Genomic DNA, 16524 nt, shown 5'->3' on the forward strand with positions numbered 1-16524 from the left:
GTTATGAATAACAAATCCGGCGATTCCAAAAATACGCTTTACTGCTCGTTCTGCGGCAAGTCGCAGCACGAGGTCCGCAAACTGATCGCCGGTCCCACCGTGTTCATTTGCGATGAATGCGTCGAATTGTGCATGGATATCATCCGTGAGGAACACAAGACGCATCTGGTCAAATCGCGCGATGGCGTGCCGACACCGCGGGAAATCTGCAAGATCCTGGATGACTATGTCATTGGCCAGGCCCATGCGAAGAAGGTGCTGTCGGTCGCGGTGCATAACCACTACAAGCGCCTGGCCCACGCCCAGAAGAACAATGATGTCGAGATCGCAAAATCCAACATCATGCTGATCGGGCCGACCGGTTCGGGCAAGACGCTGCTGGCGCAGACGCTGGCCCGTATTCTTGACGTACCTTTTACCATGGCTGACGCAACAACCCTGACCGAAGCCGGCTACGTGGGCGAGGATGTGGAAAACATCATCCTCAAGCTGCTGCAGGCCGCGGATTACAACGTGGAAAAGGCGCAGCGCGGCATTGTCTACATTGATGAGATCGACAAGATTTCGCGCAAGTCGGACAATCCCTCCATCACCCGCGACGTCAGTGGCGAAGGCGTGCAGCAGGCGCTGCTGAAGATCATGGAAGGCACCGTTGCATCAGTGCCGCCGCAGGGCGGGCGCAAGCATCCGCAGCAGGAATTTTTGCAGGTCGATACCACCAACATGCTGTTCATCTGCGGTGGTGCGTTTGCCGGGCTGGACAAGATCATCAGCGCGCGTGGCAAGGGGTCGGGCATCGGCTTCGGCGCGGATGTGCAGTCGCCGGACGAACGCCGCATGGGTGCCGTGCTGCGCGATGTGGAGCCCGAGGACCTGCTGAAATTCGGCCTGATACCGGAATTCATCGGCCGTCTGCCCGTTGTCGCGACGCTGGAGGATCTGGATGAGGCAGCCCTGATCGAGATCCTGACCAAGCCCAAGAACGCGCTGGTCAAGCAGTATGCCCGTCTGTTCCAGATGGAAGACGTGCAGCTGACCTTTACCGAGGACGCCCTGCGCCAGGTGGCCCAGCGTGCCATTGCGCGGAGGACGGGGGCACGTGGCCTGCGCGCCATTCTGGAAAGCATCCTGCTGTCGACCATGTTCGAGCTTCCCGGCCTGAAAAATGTCGAGGAAATCGTGGTCAACAAGGAAGTGGCCGAAGGCAAGGCGCAGCCTGTCTATGTGTATGGGAAAAACGAGCCCGCCGAACAGTCTGCCTGACGGCAGGGCCGGTTTTCGCCGAAATGCCATCACCGGACTTGTGATGATGGCGCGTCGTGACAACATGAAGTGAAGTTGTCGCATATGCGGCGCGACGGATGGGCAGGCCGCAATGTTCGGGTGCCCATCCGGGATCGTCCATACAGGAGGTCAAAAAAACAACATGTCTGAAATTGACAGGCTGAACCCCGTGCCCGAGGGGACGGAAACGACGGATAACAACATGGTAGCCAATCCGCCCGTGGCCAAGCACGAAACGGAAGAAACAACCAGCGCACACGACACGATCGCCGTGCTGCCGCTGCGCGATATCGTTGTTTTCCCGCATATGATCGTGCCGCTGTTCGTGGGACGTGAAAAATCCGTGCGTGCGCTGGAAGCCGTGACCCGCAGCGACAAGCAGATCCTGCTGGTCGCGCAGAAGAATGCGGCGCAGGATGACCCCGCGCCCGACGACATCTATCGCTATGGCACCGTGTCCACCATCCTGCAGTTGCTCAAGCTGCCCGATGGCACGGTCAAGGTGCTGGTCGAAGGTGGCCGCCGCGCCCACATTACCGCCCTGCATGAGGTTGACGGCCATTTCGAGGCCGAGATCGAGGACGTGCCGGAGCAGGAAACCGATGGCAAGGAAGCCGAGGCCATCGGCCGCACGCTGATCGGTCAGTTCGAGCAGTATATCAAGCTGAACAAGAAGATCGCGCCAGAGGTGCTGGTCTCTCTTAACCAGATTGATGACCTGTCGAAGCTGGCGGATACCATTGCCAGCCATCTGAACCTGAAGATTCCCGAAAAGCAGGAAATCCTCGAGATCCAGGACGTGAATGCGCGTCTGGAGCGGGTTTTCGCGCATATGGAAGCCGAAATCGGCGTACTGCAGGTGGAAAAGCGTATCCGTAACCGCGTGAAGCGGCAGATGGAAAAGACGCAGCGCGAGTACTACCTGAACGAGCAGCTCAAGGCGATCCAGAAGGAACTGGGCGAAGGCGAGGACGGCAAGGACGAGACCGCCGAGCTTGAGGAAAAGATCGCCAAGACCAAGCTGAGCAAGGAAGCGCGCGAGAAGGCTGTGGCCGAGCTGAAGAAGCTGCGGAGCATGAGCCCGATGTCCGCTGAATCGACGGTGGTGCGCAATTATCTCGACTGGATTCTGGGCATCCCGTGGAAAAAGCGCTCCAAGGTGCGCCATGACCTGTCCGAAGCCCAGAAGGTGCTGGATACCGATCATTATGGTCTGGAGAAGGTTAAGGAACGCATCATCGAATATCTGGCGGTGCAGAGTCGCGCGCAGAAGCTGAAGGGGCCGATCCTGTGTCTGGTGGGACCGCCCGGCGTAGGCAAGACCTCGCTGGCCAAGTCCATTGCCAAGGCGACGGGGCGTCAGTATGTCCGCATGTCGTTGGGCGGCATGCGCGACGAAGCCGAAATCCGCGGCCACCGTCGAACCTATATCGGTTCCATGCCCGGCAAGATCATTCAGGGGATGAAGAAGGCCAAGACCTCGAATCCGCTGTTCCTGCTTGATGAAATCGACAAGCTCGGTGCCGACTGGCGTGGTGATCCGTCTTCAGCGCTGCTGGAAGTGCTGGACCCGGAACAGAATTCAACTTTTGGTGATCATTATCTGGAGGTCGATTACGACCTGTCGGATGTGATGTTCATCACCACGGCCAACAGCCTGAACATGCCCCAGCCTTTGCTGGACCGCATGGAGATCATCCGTCTGTCCGGTTACACGGAAGATGAAAAGGTCGAGATCGCCAAGCGTCACCTGCTGTCCAAGCAGACGGCGGCGAATAATCTGAAGCCGGGCGAATGGTCGGTGACCGATGATGCGCTGCGGGAACTGATTCGCAGCTACACCCGTGAAGCGGGCGTGCGTAACCTGGAGCGCGAGATCGCGACCCTGGCGCGCAAGGCCGTGACGGAAATCGTGACGGGCAAGGCCAAGACCGTGGAAATCACGGCTGAGAACCTTGAGAAATACGCAGGCGTGAAGCGTTTCCGCCATGGCGAGACCGAGTCGGAAGACATGGTCGGAGTCGTGACCGGGCTGGCATGGACCGAGGTGGGAGGAGAGATCCTGACCATCGAAAGTGTGATGGTGCCCGGCAAGGGGAACATCAAGCTGACCGGCAAGCTGGGCGATGTGATGAAGGAAAGCGTCGCGGCGGCGCTGTCCTATGTCCGCAGTCGCGCCGTGACCTTTGGCATCAGCCCCGACCTGTTTGAAAAGCGTGACCTGCACGTGCATGTGCCCGAAGGGGCCACGCCCAAGGATGGCCCTTCGGCCGGTATCGCCATGGCGACATCCATCGTCAGCGTCATGACGGGCATTCCCGTGCGCCGTGACGTGGGCATGACGGGGGAAATCACCCTGCGCGGGCGTGTGCTGCCAATCGGTGGCCTGAAGGAGAAGCTGCTGGCGGCCCACCGGGCGGGGCTGACCACCATCTTCATCCCCAAGGATAACGAGAAGGACCTGGTGGACATTCCCGAAGTCGTGACCAGGGCGCTGACCATCCTTCCGGTCTCGCATGTGGATGAGGTGATCGGGCAGGCGCTGGTCCGCAAGCCCGAACCGATCGAGTGGACGGAACCGGTAACTTCCGGCGCCACGGAAGGCACGGCAGCCCCCGCGCTGACGCATTAGTCAGGGCGCGCAGGGTCGCAAAAATGTCATGATGGGGGGGAATGACGGAATTTCTCTGTCATTCCCCGAATTCTGTCGGTTGACGTGAGAAAAAACAGCGGCATAGTGCGTGCAGAAATGCGGCGCGACTTTTGAATGATTGCGTAGGCGCACAGTACAAAGAAAGGCGTAAAATGGAGAAGCCACTTAACAAGCAGGAACTCGTCGCTGCGGTAGCCGAGGAAGCCGATCTGGCCAAGGCAAAGGCTGGCGAAGTGGTTGATGCGGTTTTCGGTGCGATCGAAAAGGCGCTGGCAAGCAAGCAGGAAGTCCGTCTGGTTGGTTTTGGTACGTTCGTGACCGCCACCCGCAAGGCGGCCAAGGGGCGCAACCCCCGCACGGGTGAGCCGCTGGACATTCCGGCTTCCACGTCCGTGCGTTTCAAGCCGGGCAAGAACCTGAAGGAAGCCGTCAGCAAGTAAGGCTGGCTGTTTTTTCCGGACAAAAAAAGAAGGGGCAATCCATTTTTTGGGTTGCCCCTTTTTTTGCAATCGCTTAGTAGGGTCGCGGGCGATTAGCTTAGCGGTAGAGCATCTCGTTTACACCGAGAGGGTCGGCGGTTCGATCCCGTCATCGCCCACCATATGTTTCCATGCCTGTGGGAACATGCACCACGCGGGTGTAGCTCAGTTGGTTAGAGCGCCGGCCTGTCACGCCGGAGGTCGCGGGTTCGAGCCCCGTCACTCGCGCCATTACGGCACAATTTATCATATCCCTACCACGCCAGACGCAGCCGCGCTGGCGTTTTTTTTGTGCCCGTTTCCTACACGGAAAAATGACAACAACAATTCGTGCCATTAAAGTAATGATCACGTGATGTTGACGTAAATGCCCTGGAACATGTCCTCACAGTAATGTTCACCCAAGAACACGGTTAAGTAACTGTTCCCTGCACCATGTTGGGTCTAGCATCCTGAAAGCCAGAGATAAGTCGATAAAGACACCCGGTGGCGTATTAACAGGTTGGGAACACGGAAGATGCATTCCGTTATCGCTGATTATTTGCCCGTACTTATATTCGGTTGCATTGCAGTGGTGATCGCAGGGGCGATGCTGGGCAGTTCGCTGCTGTTTGGGCACCAGAAGCCCTACGCCGAGAAAACGTCCGCATATGAATGTGGTTTCGAGGCATTCGACAATGCACGTCATCGTTTTGACGTGCGGTTCTACCTGGTCGCGATCCTGTTCATCATTTTCGACCTGGAGGTCGCATTCCTCTTCCCGTGGGCTGTCAGCCTGTCACGGATCGGGTGGTTCGGGTTCGCGTCCATGATGGGCTTCCTGGGCGTTCTGGTGGTTGGCTTCATCTATGAATGGAGCAAGGGCGCGCTGGACTGGGATTGAACATGACAAGGGGAGGCGCGCCAATGGGCACCAACGATACATCCGGGCCGGACCGGCCCGCGGACAGCATTGCATGGAACCGCGAAATGCTGCCGCCGGGACCGCAGCAGGATGCGGTGATCAAGGGCATTACCGGTGAAATCACCGAAAAGGGCTTTGTAGTCGCAAGTCTGGACAAGCTGGTGAACTGGGGCCGCACCGGCAGCCTGTGGCCCATGTCCTTCGGGCTGGCATGCTGCGCGGTGGAAATGATCCATGCCTATATGCCGCGTTACGACCTGGATCGCATGGGCATCATCCCGCGTGGGTCGCCGCGCCAGTCGGACGTGATGATCGTCGCCGGCACGCTGACCAACAAGATGGCGCCCGCCCTGCGCCGGGTATACGACCAGATGGCCGAGCCGCGCTGGGTCATCTCCATGGGGTCATGCGCCAATGGTGGCGGGTATTACCATTATTCCTATTCAGTGGTGCGCGGGTGCGACCGCATCGTGCCGGTGGATGTATATGTCCCCGGCTGCCCCCCCACGGCAGAGGCGCTGATTTACGGCATTCTGCAACTGCAGAAGAAAATTCGCAGGACAGGGACAATCCGCCGTGGCTGATCCCGCAAACACTCCCCCCGTTGCCGTGGCCGGACCGCGCGCCGTGTCAGGCCCGCTGGGCGCCATTGCCTTTCGCCTGTCCACGGCCGTGCCGGGCATCATCTCGGCAGGGATCGAGAAGGGCGAACTGGTGGTACGCACCACGCGGCATCGTCTGCTCGATCTCATGACCATGCTGCGTGATGATCCGCGTTATGCCTGCCAGCAGGTCATGGATATCTGCGGCGTGGACTTTCCCGACCGGGCCGAACGGTTCGACGTGGTCTACAACCTGCTGTCCGTTACCCATAACCACCGCATCCGCGTGATCGTGACGACGGATGAAACATCTCCCGTGCCGTCCGTCCACCAGCTGTGGCCTGCGGCCACATGGTGGGAACGCGAATGCTACGACCTGTTCGGCGTGCTGTTTACCGATCAGCCGGACCTGCGACGCATCCTGACCGATTACGGTTTTGAAGGGCATCCGCTGCGCAAGGATTTCCCGCTGACCGGTTATGTCGAGCTTCGCTACGACGAGGACCGGCGGCAGGTGGTCTATGAGCCGGTCGATCTGGTGCAGGATTTCCGCAATTTCGATTTCGAATCCCCATGGGAAGGCATCTTGACCCTGCCGGGTGACGAAAAGGCGCATGCCGACCGCCAGGACATGAAACGACAGGGATAGGCGACAGATGAGCGACGTAACCCTTCGTAGTGATACGGATATCCCCGACAGCCTTCTGCCCGAAGATACGGATGGAGAGGTGAAGCGCCATGTGGTGGAAATTGATTCTCACGCACTGAATTTCGGGCCACAGCATCCATCCGCCCACGGCGTGCTGCGGCTGGTGCTGGAAATGGAGGGCGAGGTCGTCGCCCGGGCCATTCCGCATGTCGGCCTGCTGCATCGCGGCACGGAAAAGCTGATCGAATACAAGACGTATCCCAAGGCGCTGCCGTATTTCGATCGCCTCGATTACGTCTCGCCGATGTGCGAGGAGCAGGCCTTCGCGCTGGCAGTAGAAAAGCTGCTGAATATCGAGGCCCCGGAACGCGCCAAGTGGATACGGGTCATGTTTGCCGAGATCACGCGGATCCTGAATCATATCCTCAATCTGACCTCCTTCGGGCTGGACTGCGGCGCGCTGACGCCCGCGTTGTGGGGATATGAGGAACGCGAAAAGCTGATCGAGTTCTATGAAGCCGCATCCGGCGCGCGGTTCCATGCCAATTACGTCCGCCCCGGTGGCGTGGCGCGTGACCTGCCTGCCGGGCTGGAGGAGCGCATTGCCGACTGGGCGCGTACCTTCCCCAAATGGATTGACGACCTTGAATCGCTGCTGACCAGCAACCGCATCTGGAAACAGCGCACGGTGGGCATTGGCGTCTTCACCACCGAACAGGCCCTGGCCTGGGGCTTCAGCGGTCCGTGCCTGCGTGCCTCGGGCGTGCCGTGGGACCTGCGCCGCAGCCAGCCCTATGACAATTACGACAAGGTCGAGTTCAACGTGCCCGTGGGCCGTCAGGGCGACTGTTACGACCGTTACCTCATCCGCGTGGCGGAGATGCGCGAAAGCGTGCGCATCATCAACCAGTGCCTTGAACAGATCCGCCCCGGCCCGGTGAAGGTGCGTGACCACAAGATCACGCCGCCGCCGCGCCGCGAAATGAAGCGGTCGATGGAAGCACTGATCCATCACTTCAAGCTGTTTACCGAAGGCTATCACGTCCCGCCGGGCGCCACCTACACCGTGACCGAAACCCCCAAGGGCGAGTTCGGCGTGTATCTGGTGGCCGATGGCAGCAACCGGCCGTATCGCTGCAAGATCCGGCCCACGGGTTTTTCCCATCTCCAGGCAATCGACGAGATGTCGCGCCGGCACATGCTGGCGGATGCCGTGGCCATTATCGGGTCGCTCGACCTGGTATTTGGTGAGATTGACAGGTGACCGACATGTCCGTCCAGCCCAGCGCGCCCGAAGGCGCGGAACCGACCCGGTTCGAATTTGATTCCGAGAGCGAACAGCAGATCGCGACCATCCTTGCCAAGTATCCGCCTGAACGCAAGGCAAGCGGCGTGCTGCCGCTGCTGTATGTCGTGCAGAAGCAGATGGGCCGCCAGACCGGCAGCGCATGGATCCCCCGCGTGGCCATGGATGTGGTGGCCGCGCGGCTGGAAATGGCCCCGATCCGTGTTTACGAGGTCGCGACCTTCTACCTCATGTTCAATACGAAGCCGATCGGCCGGTACCACCTGCAGGTCTGCACCACCACGTCGTGCTGGCTGCGCGGGTCGGATGACGTGACGGCGGCGTGCAAGGCGGCAACGGGCATCCGGGCGTTTGGAGAGACCAGCGCCGACGGCCTGTTCACCCTGACGGAGGTCGAATGCCTTGGCGCCTGCGCCAACGCCCCGATCCTGCAGGTTGATGATGATTATTACGAGGATCTGGATGGCCCGCGCACGGAAGAACTGATCGAGGCGCTGAAACGTGGTGAACGCCCCACGCCCGGCCCCACCATCGATCGTCTGAACTCCGCCCCCGCCGGTGGGCGCAGGGTGCTGGTGGATGACGCGACGCACAAGCCGCAGGGGCAGGGGTAAGGATCATGCTGCAGGACAAGGACCGCATCTTCACCAACCTGTATGGCCAGAATGACTGGCGGCTGGCTGGCGCCCGTGCCCGTGGCGACTGGAACGGTACGGCCGACATACTGGCGCGCGGGCCGGACGCCATCATTGCCGAGATGAAGGCATCCGGCCTGCGTGGGCGCGGGGGGGCCGGTTTCCCCACCGGGGTCAAATGGTCGTTCATGCCCAAGAAGAATGACGGCCGGCCGCATTACCTCGTCATCAATGGCGATGAGTCGGAACCGGGGACCTGCAAGGACCGCGAAATCCTGCGCCACGACCCGCACAAGCTGGTGGAAAGCGCGCTGATCGCATCCTTCGCCATGGGCGCGCATGCGGCCTACATCTACATCCGTGGTGAGTTCTATAACGAGGCCATGCACCTTCAGCACGCCATTGACGAGGCGTATGAAGCCGGCCTGATCGGAAAGAACGCCTGCGGGTCGGGCTGGGATTTCGACTTCTACATCCATCGCGGTGCCGGTGCCTACATATGCGGCGAGGAAACCGCCCTGCTGGAAAGCCTGGAGGGCAAGAAGGGCCAGCCGCGCATGAAGCCGCCTTTCCCGGCGGCGATGGGTCTGTATGGCTGCCCCACCACGGTCAACAATGTCGAAAGCATTGCCGTTTCCGCCACCATCCTGCGGCGGGGGGCGGCATGGTTTTCGGGGCTGGGGCGGCCCAACAACGCAGGCACCAAGCTTATGGCCATATCGGGCCACGTCAACACGCCGTGCGTGTTTGAAGAAGAGCTGGGCGTCCCCATGAAGGATCTGATCGAAAAGCATGGCGGCGGTGTGCGGGGCGGGTGGGACAACCTGCTGGCGGTCATCCCCGGTGGCTGTTCGGTGCCCATGCTGCCGCGCGATGTGTGCGACACCGTTCTGATGGATTACGACAGCCTGCGCGCCGAAGGCTCCGGCCTTGGCACCGGCTGCATGATCGTGATGGACAAATCCACCGACATCATCGCGGCGATCGCCCGGTTCTCGAAATTCTTCAAACATGAAAGCTGTGGCCAGTGCACGCCGTGCCGCGAGGGCACGGGATGGATGATGCGTATCATGGAACGCATGGTCGAAGGTCGCGCCGAGATCGAGGAAATCGACATGCTCGAACAGGTCACCCGGCAGGTAGAGGGACACACCATCTGCGCACTGGGTGATGCGGCGGCATGGCCGATACAGGGGCTGATCCGCCGGTTCCGTCCGGTCATGGAAGAACGCATCCATGCCTACAAGGCCGCCCATGGCGGCACGCGGCCCGTGCAGGTGCCTGCGGGCCTGGTTGAAGCTGCGGAGTAGGAACAGTGGTAAAAGTAACCGTTGACGGTCTTCCGGTCGAAGTGCCCGCAGGTTCCTCCGCCCTTCAGGCGTGCGAGGCGGCGGGTAAGGAAATCCCGCGTTTCTGTTATCATGAACGCCTGTCGGTGGCGGGGAACTGCCGGATGTGCCTGGTCGAGGTATCGGGCGGGCGCAAGCCGGTAGCGTCCTGCGGCTTCCCCATCGGGGAGGGGATGCATATCTTCACCGATACCGAAGTCGTGCGCCGCGCCCGCCGCGCGGTGATGGAATTCCTGCTGATCAACCACCCGCTGGACTGTCCCATCTGTGACCAGGGCGGTGAATGCGACCTGCAGGATCAGGCATTCGGCTATGGCGCGGACCATTCCCGCTACCGTGAAAACAAGCGGGCGGTGACCGACAAATATCTCGGCCCGCTGGTCAAGACGGTCATGACGCGCTGCATCCAGTGCACGCGCTGCATCCGGTTTTCGACCGAAATCGCGGGCGTGCCCGAACTGGGCGGGGTTTCGCGCGGTGAAAACCTGGAAATCACCAATTATGTTGAAAAGGCCCTGACATCCGAACTGTCGGGCAACCTGATTGACATCTGCCCCGTGGGCGCACTGACATCGCAGCCCTACGCCTTTACCGCCCGGTCATGGGAACTCAGGCGCACGGACTCGATCGATGTCTGTGACGCGGTGGGAACCAATATCGTCATGCATGCCCGTGGGGCGGCGGTGCTGCGCATCGTGCCGCGCATCAATGACGAGGTGAACGAGGAATGGCTGTCGGACAAGGGCCGGTTCGTGGTCGATGGCTTCCGCCGCCGTCGCCTTGACCGGCCATGGGGGCGGGTGGACGGCAGGCTCCAGCCCGCAAGCTGGCAGGATGCCTTTTCCACCATCGCCACGCGGCTGAAAAACGTACCGGGGGAGCGCATTGGCGCGATCGCGGGCGACATGTGCGATGCCGAAAGCATGATGGCGCTGAAGGATCTTATGGAAACACTGGGGTCCAGCAATATCGACTGCCGTCAGGACGGGGCGAAATACGATACGTCGCGCCGCGACTTCTATACGTTCAACAGCGGCATTACCGGCATCGAGGATGCGGACGCGCTGCTGATCGTAGGCACCATTCCGCGGCAGGAAGCCCCGGTGCTGAATGCCCGCATCCGCAAGCGCTTCCTTGCTGCCGGACGGGGTGGCTTTCCCATCGCCATGATCGGCGCGCCCAATGCCGACCCGACCTATGCTGCCACGGTCCTGGGCGAGGGGCCGGACACGCTGGCGAAGCTGGCCGCAGGTGAACTGCCGTTCGCCGATGTGCTGAAAAACGCGAAAAACCCCATGGTCATTGTCGGTCACGGCGCACTGACCCGCCCCGATGGACAGGCAATTGCAAAGGCATGCTGGGACCTGGCGGTGCAGGTGGGGGCGATCACCGCCGGCTGGCACGGCTTCAATGTCCTGCATACGGCCGCCAGCCGGGTTGCGGGACTGGACCTTGGCCTTGTCCCCGGAACCGGGGGGCGTGACGTGGCCGGCATGCTGGATGGCGGGGTGGATGTGCTGTGGCTGCTGGGCGCGGATGAATTCGCGACCGACCGTATCGGCCCGGAAACATTTGTCATCTATCAGGGACATCATGGCGACGCGGGGGCCGCGCGGGCGGATGTGATCCTGCCCGGCACGCTGTATGCCGAAAAGCCGGGGACCTACACCAATACCGAAGGGCGGGTGCAGGAAGCCTTCCGTGCCATCATGCCGCCCGGTGACGCGCGGGAAGACTGGCGCATCCTGCGGGCGTTTTCCGAAGTGGCGGGACGCAAGCTGCCCTATGACACGCTGGAGGCCCTGCGTGCACGCATGGCGCGGGCCAATCCCGTATTCGGGCAACCGGCGTGGGTGCGCCACGGCACGACAGACACCACCGCGCCACAGGCGGGGCCGGTGTCCGTGTCCAGCGACCCGTTCCGCCCGGTCATTGCCGATTATTACCTGACCCATGCCGTGTGTCGCGCCAGTCCCACCATGGAAACCTGTTCGGGGATTTACGTGCATCCCGCAATCGAGGCGGCGGAGTAGGCAAGATGGCAGATTTCTTCTTTCACACCACGCCTGGCCAGCTTCTGCTGATCGTGCTGGAAACGCTGGCGGTGCTGGTGCCGCTGCTGCTGGGGGTTGCGTACCTGACACTGGCCGAACGCAAGGTGATGGCCGCCATGCAGTTGCGCAAGGGGCCGAACGTGAACGGTCCGTTCGGCGTGCTGCAGGCCTTTGCCGACGCGATCAAGATGCTGACGAAGGAAACGGTGATCCCGTCGGGTGCGAACAGGATGCTGTTCCTGTTCGCGCCATTCCTGACGTTTTCGCTGGCCATGGTGGCGTGGGCGGTAATCCCGACGGGTAACGGGCTGGCTATCGCCAACATCAATGTGGGCGTGCTGTACCTGCTCGCGATTTCCTCGCTGGGTGTTTACGGCATCCTGATCGCGGGGTGGGCGTCCAACTCAAAATACGCCTTCCTTGGCGGCCTGCGCTCTGCCGCGCAGATGGTGTCGTATGAAGTATCCATCGGGCTGGTGATCGTGTCGGTCCTGCTGGCGGTGGGTAGCCTCAATCTCAATGACATTGTGCTGGCGCAGCGCAATGTGTGGTTCTGCCTGCCCATGTTCCCGATGTTCATCGTGTTTTTCATCTCGGCCCTGGCCGAGACCAACCGCGCGCCATTTGACCTGCCGGAAGGCGAAAGCGAACTGGTGGCAGGCTTCTTCGTCGAATATTCCGCACTGGCGTTTGGCCTGTTCTTCCTGGGGGAATACGCGAACATGTTCCTTATGTCGGGCATGGTCAGCATCCTGTTCCTGGGGGGATGGCTGCCGCCGCTGGGGATCGCGCCCTTTACGTGGATACCGGGGCCGCTGTGGCTGATCGCGAAGATCCTGTTCTGCCTGTTCGTGTTCATCTGGGTGCGCGCGACATTTCCCCGCTATCGCTATGACCAGCTCATGCGGCTGGGGTGGAAGGTATTCCTGCCGTTCTCGCTGGCGTGGATGGTGCTGAGCGCGGGGTTCCTGATGGTAACGGGCCTTCTGCCCGGAGGAGCAGGCTGATGGGTACCTTAAGCAAAGCCGCCCGGTCCATGCTTCTGTCCGAACTGGTGACGGGCATGAGCGTGACACTGAAGGCGTTTTTCAAGCCGAAGGCCACGATCAATTACCCTTATGAAAAGGGCGTGCTGTCACCGCGTTTCCGTGGCGAACACGCGCTGCGCCGTTACCCCAACGGGGAGGAGCGCTGCATTGCGTGCAAGCTGTGCGAGGCGACATGTCCCGCCGAAGCCATCACCATCGAGGCCGAACCGCGTGATGACGGCTCGCGCCGGACCACGCGTTACGACATTGACATGACCAAGTGCATCTATTGCGGCCTGTGCGAGGAAGCCTGCCCGGTCGATGCGATTGTCGAAGGCCCGAATTATGAGTTCGCGACCGAAACGCGCGAAGAACTTATGTACAACAAGGACAAGCTCCTGGCCAATGGCGACCGCTGGGAAAGCGTTCTCGCCCGCAGGCTCGAGCTTGATGCCCCGTACCGCTGACACCGCACGGCGGATGCGGCGCAGGCCGCCCCCGCCATGCCAGCAGGAGGAAACATCCATGCGGCAGGAAGCTCACCCATGATGACCCAGATTGTCTTTTACGTCTTTGCGGCGGTGCTGGTCCTGTCCGCCACCATGGTGGTGTGCGCGCGCAACCCCGTGCATTCGGTGCTGTTCCTGATCCTTGCGTTCTTCAACGCGGCGGGGCTGTTCCTGATTGCGGGGGCCGAATTCCTCGCCATGACGCTGGTGATTGTCTATGTCGGCGCCGTCGCGGTGCTGTTCCTGTTCGTGGTCATGATGCTGGATGTCAATTTCGCGCAGATGCGTGAGGGCGTGCAGCGCTATGCGCCCATTGGCGGCGTGGTTGGCGGCGTGCTGCTGGTTGAACTGATCATGGCGTTCACCCACTGGCGGGTGGCCTCCAACATAGGTCAGATCAGACACCTTGTCCCGTCCTCGCCCGAGCGCACCAATACCGCGGCACTGGGGGACGTGCTGTACACTCATTACATCTTCCTGTTCCAGTCCTGCGCGCTGGTGCTGCTGGTGGCCATGATCGGCGCGATCGTGCTGACGCTGCGTGACCGGCCCACCGGACGCCGGCAGGACATCGACCGACAGCACGACCGCACGCCGGCCGACAGTCTGGAAATGCTGCAGGTTCCGCTGGGCGCGGGGGTGGCGGCGCAGGGCGGTTTCCTGCGCCCGCACACGTCATATGACGTGGCGTCGGTGCCCGGCAGCTATGGCACCGAAGCGTGGCGTGAACAGGGAGAGGAAGAAGAAACACAGACCGCGCTGGTGATCATTCCCCCCGCGGCAGGTACGAAAGGACAGGACGATGCATAGCGCGATTGAGGGCATTGGCCTGGCGCCATACCTGAGCATTGGCGCGATCCTGCTGGTGCTGGGCGTGTTCGGTATTTTCGTGAACCGAAAGAACGTCATCATCATCCTGATGTCGATCGAACTGATCCTGCTGTCGGCCAACATCAATTTCGTGGCGTTTTCAGCTGCCACCGGCGACCTGTCGGGGCAGGTGATGACGCTGTTCGTACTGACCATCGCGGCGGCGGAATCCGCCATCGGGCTGGCCATTGTCACGGTCTATTTCCGTAATCGCGGCTCGATCGAAGTCGATGATATCACGATGATGAAGGGGTAAGGGAAATGCAGACGGCATCCTTCCTTTTTGAAGTGGCGGTGTTCGCGCCCCTGATCGGCTTCCTGGTGGCGGGCTGTTTCGGGCACCTCATGGGTGATAACGCGGCGCGGTTCACCACCATTGCGCTCATGACCTGCGCAGCACTGTCGGCCATTGGCGTGCTGGGGTTCGAGATGGGCGACGTGGGCACGTTTGTCGTGCCCGTGGCCGACTGGATCCATGCCGCCGGCTTCCGGGCCGACTGGCAGCTGCGCATGGACATGCTGTCGGTCAGCGTGGTGGCCATGGTCACGGTGGTGTCCCTGCTGGTGCATGTGTACAGCGTGGGCTACATGGCGCATGAGGCGCGGCCGGTGTACCGCTTCTTTTCCTACCTGTCGCTGTTCACGTTCGCGATGCTCATGCTGGTGACATCGGACAACCTGCTGCAGCTGTTCTTCGGCTGGGAAGGGGTAGGCCTGGCGAGTTACCTGCTGATTGGCTACTGGTATGACCGGCCATCGGCCTGTGCCGCCGCCATCAAGGCGTTCGTGGTCAACCGCGTGGCGGACCTGTTCTTCCTTGTCGGTATCTCGCTGGTCTTCATCCGGCTGGGCAGCGTGTCGTATGACGATATTTTCGCCGCCATCCCCTACCATGTGAATGATACGTTCGTGCTGTTTGGCACGCATCCGCTGTTTGAAGTCATCGCGACGCTGCTGTTCATCGGGGCCATGGGCAAGTCGGCGCAGCTGTTCCTGCATACGTGGCTGCCCGATGCGATGGAGGGGCCGACCCCGGTCTCCGCCCTGATCCACGCGGCGACCATGGTGACGGCGGGCATCTTCCTTATGGTGCGCATGTCGCCGCTGGTCAGCCTTGCACCCGTCACGCGCGACCTGATCGTGCTGGTGGGCGGCACTACAAGCTTCTTTGCCGCAACCGTGGGGCTGGTCCAGCCTGACATCAAGCGCACCATTGCCTATTCCACCTGTTCGCAGCTTGGCTACATGTTCGTGGCCGTTGGCGTGGGGGCGTATCAGGCGTCAATGTTCCACCTGACCACGCATGCGTTCTTCAAGGCGCTTCTGTTCCTTGGCGCGGGCTGCGTGATCCATGCCGTGCATGATGAGCAGGACATGTTCCGCATGGGCGGGCTGTGGCGGAAGATCCCCTTCACCTATGCTGCCATGTGGATTGGCAGCCTTGCGCTGGCGGGTATCTTTCCGTTCGCCGGGTACTGGTCGAAGGATGCGATCCTCGAGGCCGCATGGATGTCGGACAGCGGCATGGCCCATTATGGCTGGGTCATGGGGTGTGTGACCGCATTCCTGACCGCGCTGTATAGCTGGCGCCTGATCTTCCTTGTGTTCCACGGCACGCCACGGGATGCGCACCTGCATGACGGCGCGCATGAAAGCCCGGCATCCATGCTGGTGCCGGTGGGGCTGCTGTCGGTTGGCGCGGTGGTTGCGGGCGTGGTGCTGGCGCCATTCTATATCGGTAGCCATCAGGCCGCGTTCTGGAATGGGGCGATTGCCGCCATTCCCGGCCATGACGTGATTGAACGCCTTGAACAGACGCCCGGCTTCATCGCGCTGGTGCCGACATTCGCCGCCGTATTCGGCATTGTCGTGGCCTATGTCTGCTATATCGCAAGCCCCGGCATTCCAGCGGCTCTCGCACGCAGCCTGCGTCCGCTTTACCTGTTCCTGCTGAACAAATGGTATTTCGACGAACTGTATGACGTGGCCATCATCCGTCCCTATCGCGCGATTGCGCGCCTGTTGTGGAAGGGCGTGGATGAGGACGTGGTCGAGGGCATACCCGAAGGGCTGGCCCGCCTGACCGCAGGCAGCGCGGGGCAGGCCGTGCGCATCCAGACCGGGTCCATGGCCGTCTATGCCTTTTCCATGCTGATCGGGCTGGTGGTACTGCTGACCACCATGCTGTTCTTCCGCTAACCC

Annotated in this window: 15 protein-coding genes and 2 tRNA genes; all 17 read left to right on the forward strand. The window is 61.2% G+C overall.

The features are described from left to right. Positions 1 to 3 precede the first annotated feature (3 nt). The 17 genes from clpX (at position 4) to nuoL (ending at position 16521) form a co-directional block, all read left to right on the forward strand. A complete protein-coding gene (gene clpX, locus CFR80_RS02630; RefSeq protein WP_010512935.1) occupies positions 4 to 1263 on the forward strand; it encodes an ATP-dependent Clp protease ATP-binding subunit ClpX in 1260 nt (419 codons plus the stop codon). Positions 1264 to 1426: 163 nt separating this feature from the next. Then, positions 1427 to 3916, forward strand: coding sequence for an endopeptidase La (lon, locus tag CFR80_RS02635; protein ID WP_010512937.1), 2490 nt, complete (start codon positions 1427 to 1429; stop codon positions 3914 to 3916). Between the two features lie 173 nt (positions 3917 to 4089). After that, entirely contained in the window at positions 4090 to 4377 is a 288-nt protein-coding gene (locus tag CFR80_RS02640) for an HU family DNA-binding protein (protein ID WP_007399823.1), read from the forward strand. 86 nt (positions 4378 to 4463) lie between these two features. After that, positions 4464 to 4538: transfer RNA gene (locus CFR80_RS02645), tRNA-Val, on the forward strand. Between the two features lie 32 nt (positions 4539 to 4570). Beyond that, a tRNA-Asp gene (locus tag CFR80_RS02650) sits at positions 4571 to 4647 on the forward strand. Between the two features lie 286 nt (positions 4648 to 4933). Next, positions 4934 to 5299: an NADH-quinone oxidoreductase subunit A gene (locus CFR80_RS02655; RefSeq protein WP_010506373.1), complete on the forward strand. Its 366-nt coding sequence runs from the start codon at positions 4934 to 4936 to the stop codon at positions 5297 to 5299. 23 nt (positions 5300 to 5322) lie between these two features. Then, the gene (locus CFR80_RS02660) at positions 5323 to 5904 is read left to right on the forward strand and encodes a NuoB/complex I 20 kDa subunit family protein (RefSeq protein ID WP_010512938.1); all 582 of its coding nucleotides are present in this window, start codon (positions 5323 to 5325) and stop codon (positions 5902 to 5904) included. Continuing rightward, complete coding sequence (locus tag CFR80_RS02665) at positions 5897 to 6571, forward strand: NADH-quinone oxidoreductase subunit C (protein ID WP_010512939.1); 675 nt, start codon at positions 5897 to 5899, stop codon at positions 6569 to 6571. The genes CFR80_RS02660 and CFR80_RS02665 overlap by 8 nt, the downstream gene beginning before the upstream one ends. 7 nt (positions 6572 to 6578) lie before the next feature. Then, on the forward strand, positions 6579 to 7835 hold the full coding sequence (locus CFR80_RS02670; RefSeq protein ID WP_010512940.1) for an NADH-quinone oxidoreductase subunit D: 1257 nt from the start codon (positions 6579 to 6581) through the stop codon (positions 7833 to 7835). A gap of 5 nt (positions 7836 to 7840) precedes the next feature. Beyond that, entirely contained in the window at positions 7841 to 8491 is a 651-nt protein-coding gene (locus tag CFR80_RS02675) for a complex I 24 kDa subunit family protein (RefSeq protein WP_029329215.1), read from the forward strand. A gap of 5 nt (positions 8492 to 8496) precedes the next feature. Further along, positions 8497 to 9822 carry an NADH-quinone oxidoreductase subunit NuoF gene (gene nuoF, locus CFR80_RS02680; protein WP_039734604.1) on the forward strand — a complete coding sequence of 442 codons (1326 nt, stop codon included), beginning with the start codon at positions 8497 to 8499 and terminating at the stop codon, positions 9820 to 9822. A 5-nt stretch (positions 9823 to 9827) separates the two neighbouring features. Then, positions 9828 to 11894, forward strand: coding sequence for an NADH-quinone oxidoreductase subunit NuoG (gene nuoG / locus CFR80_RS02685; protein ID WP_010512943.1), 2067 nt, complete (start codon positions 9828 to 9830; stop codon positions 11892 to 11894). A gap of 5 nt (positions 11895 to 11899) precedes the next feature. Beyond that, on the forward strand, positions 11900 to 12922 hold the full coding sequence (nuoH, locus tag CFR80_RS02690) for an NADH-quinone oxidoreductase subunit NuoH (RefSeq protein WP_010512945.1): 1023 nt from the start codon (positions 11900 to 11902) through the stop codon (positions 12920 to 12922). Further along, positions 12922 to 13410: an NADH-quinone oxidoreductase subunit NuoI gene (nuoI, locus tag CFR80_RS02695; protein WP_010512946.1), complete on the forward strand. Its 489-nt coding sequence runs from the start codon at positions 12922 to 12924 to the stop codon at positions 13408 to 13410. The genes nuoH and nuoI overlap by 1 nt, the downstream gene beginning before the upstream one ends. A gap of 78 nt (positions 13411 to 13488) precedes the next feature. Further along, entirely contained in the window at positions 13489 to 14262 is a 774-nt protein-coding gene (locus CFR80_RS02700; RefSeq protein ID WP_110507070.1) for an NADH-quinone oxidoreductase subunit J, read from the forward strand. Continuing rightward, positions 14255 to 14578 carry an NADH-quinone oxidoreductase subunit NuoK gene (nuoK, locus tag CFR80_RS02705; protein WP_010506353.1) on the forward strand — a complete coding sequence of 108 codons (324 nt, stop codon included), beginning with the start codon at positions 14255 to 14257 and terminating at the stop codon, positions 14576 to 14578. The genes CFR80_RS02700 and nuoK overlap by 8 nt, the downstream gene beginning before the upstream one ends. A gap of 5 nt (positions 14579 to 14583) precedes the next feature. Further along, entirely contained in the window at positions 14584 to 16521 is a 1938-nt protein-coding gene (gene nuoL, locus CFR80_RS02710; protein WP_010512948.1) for an NADH-quinone oxidoreductase subunit L, read from the forward strand. The last annotated feature ends 3 nt before the right edge of the window (positions 16522 to 16524 follow it).

Source organism: Komagataeibacter oboediens, from assembly GCF_003207815.1.
Taxonomy (GTDB): domain Bacteria; phylum Pseudomonadota; class Alphaproteobacteria; order Acetobacterales; family Acetobacteraceae; genus Komagataeibacter; species Komagataeibacter oboediens.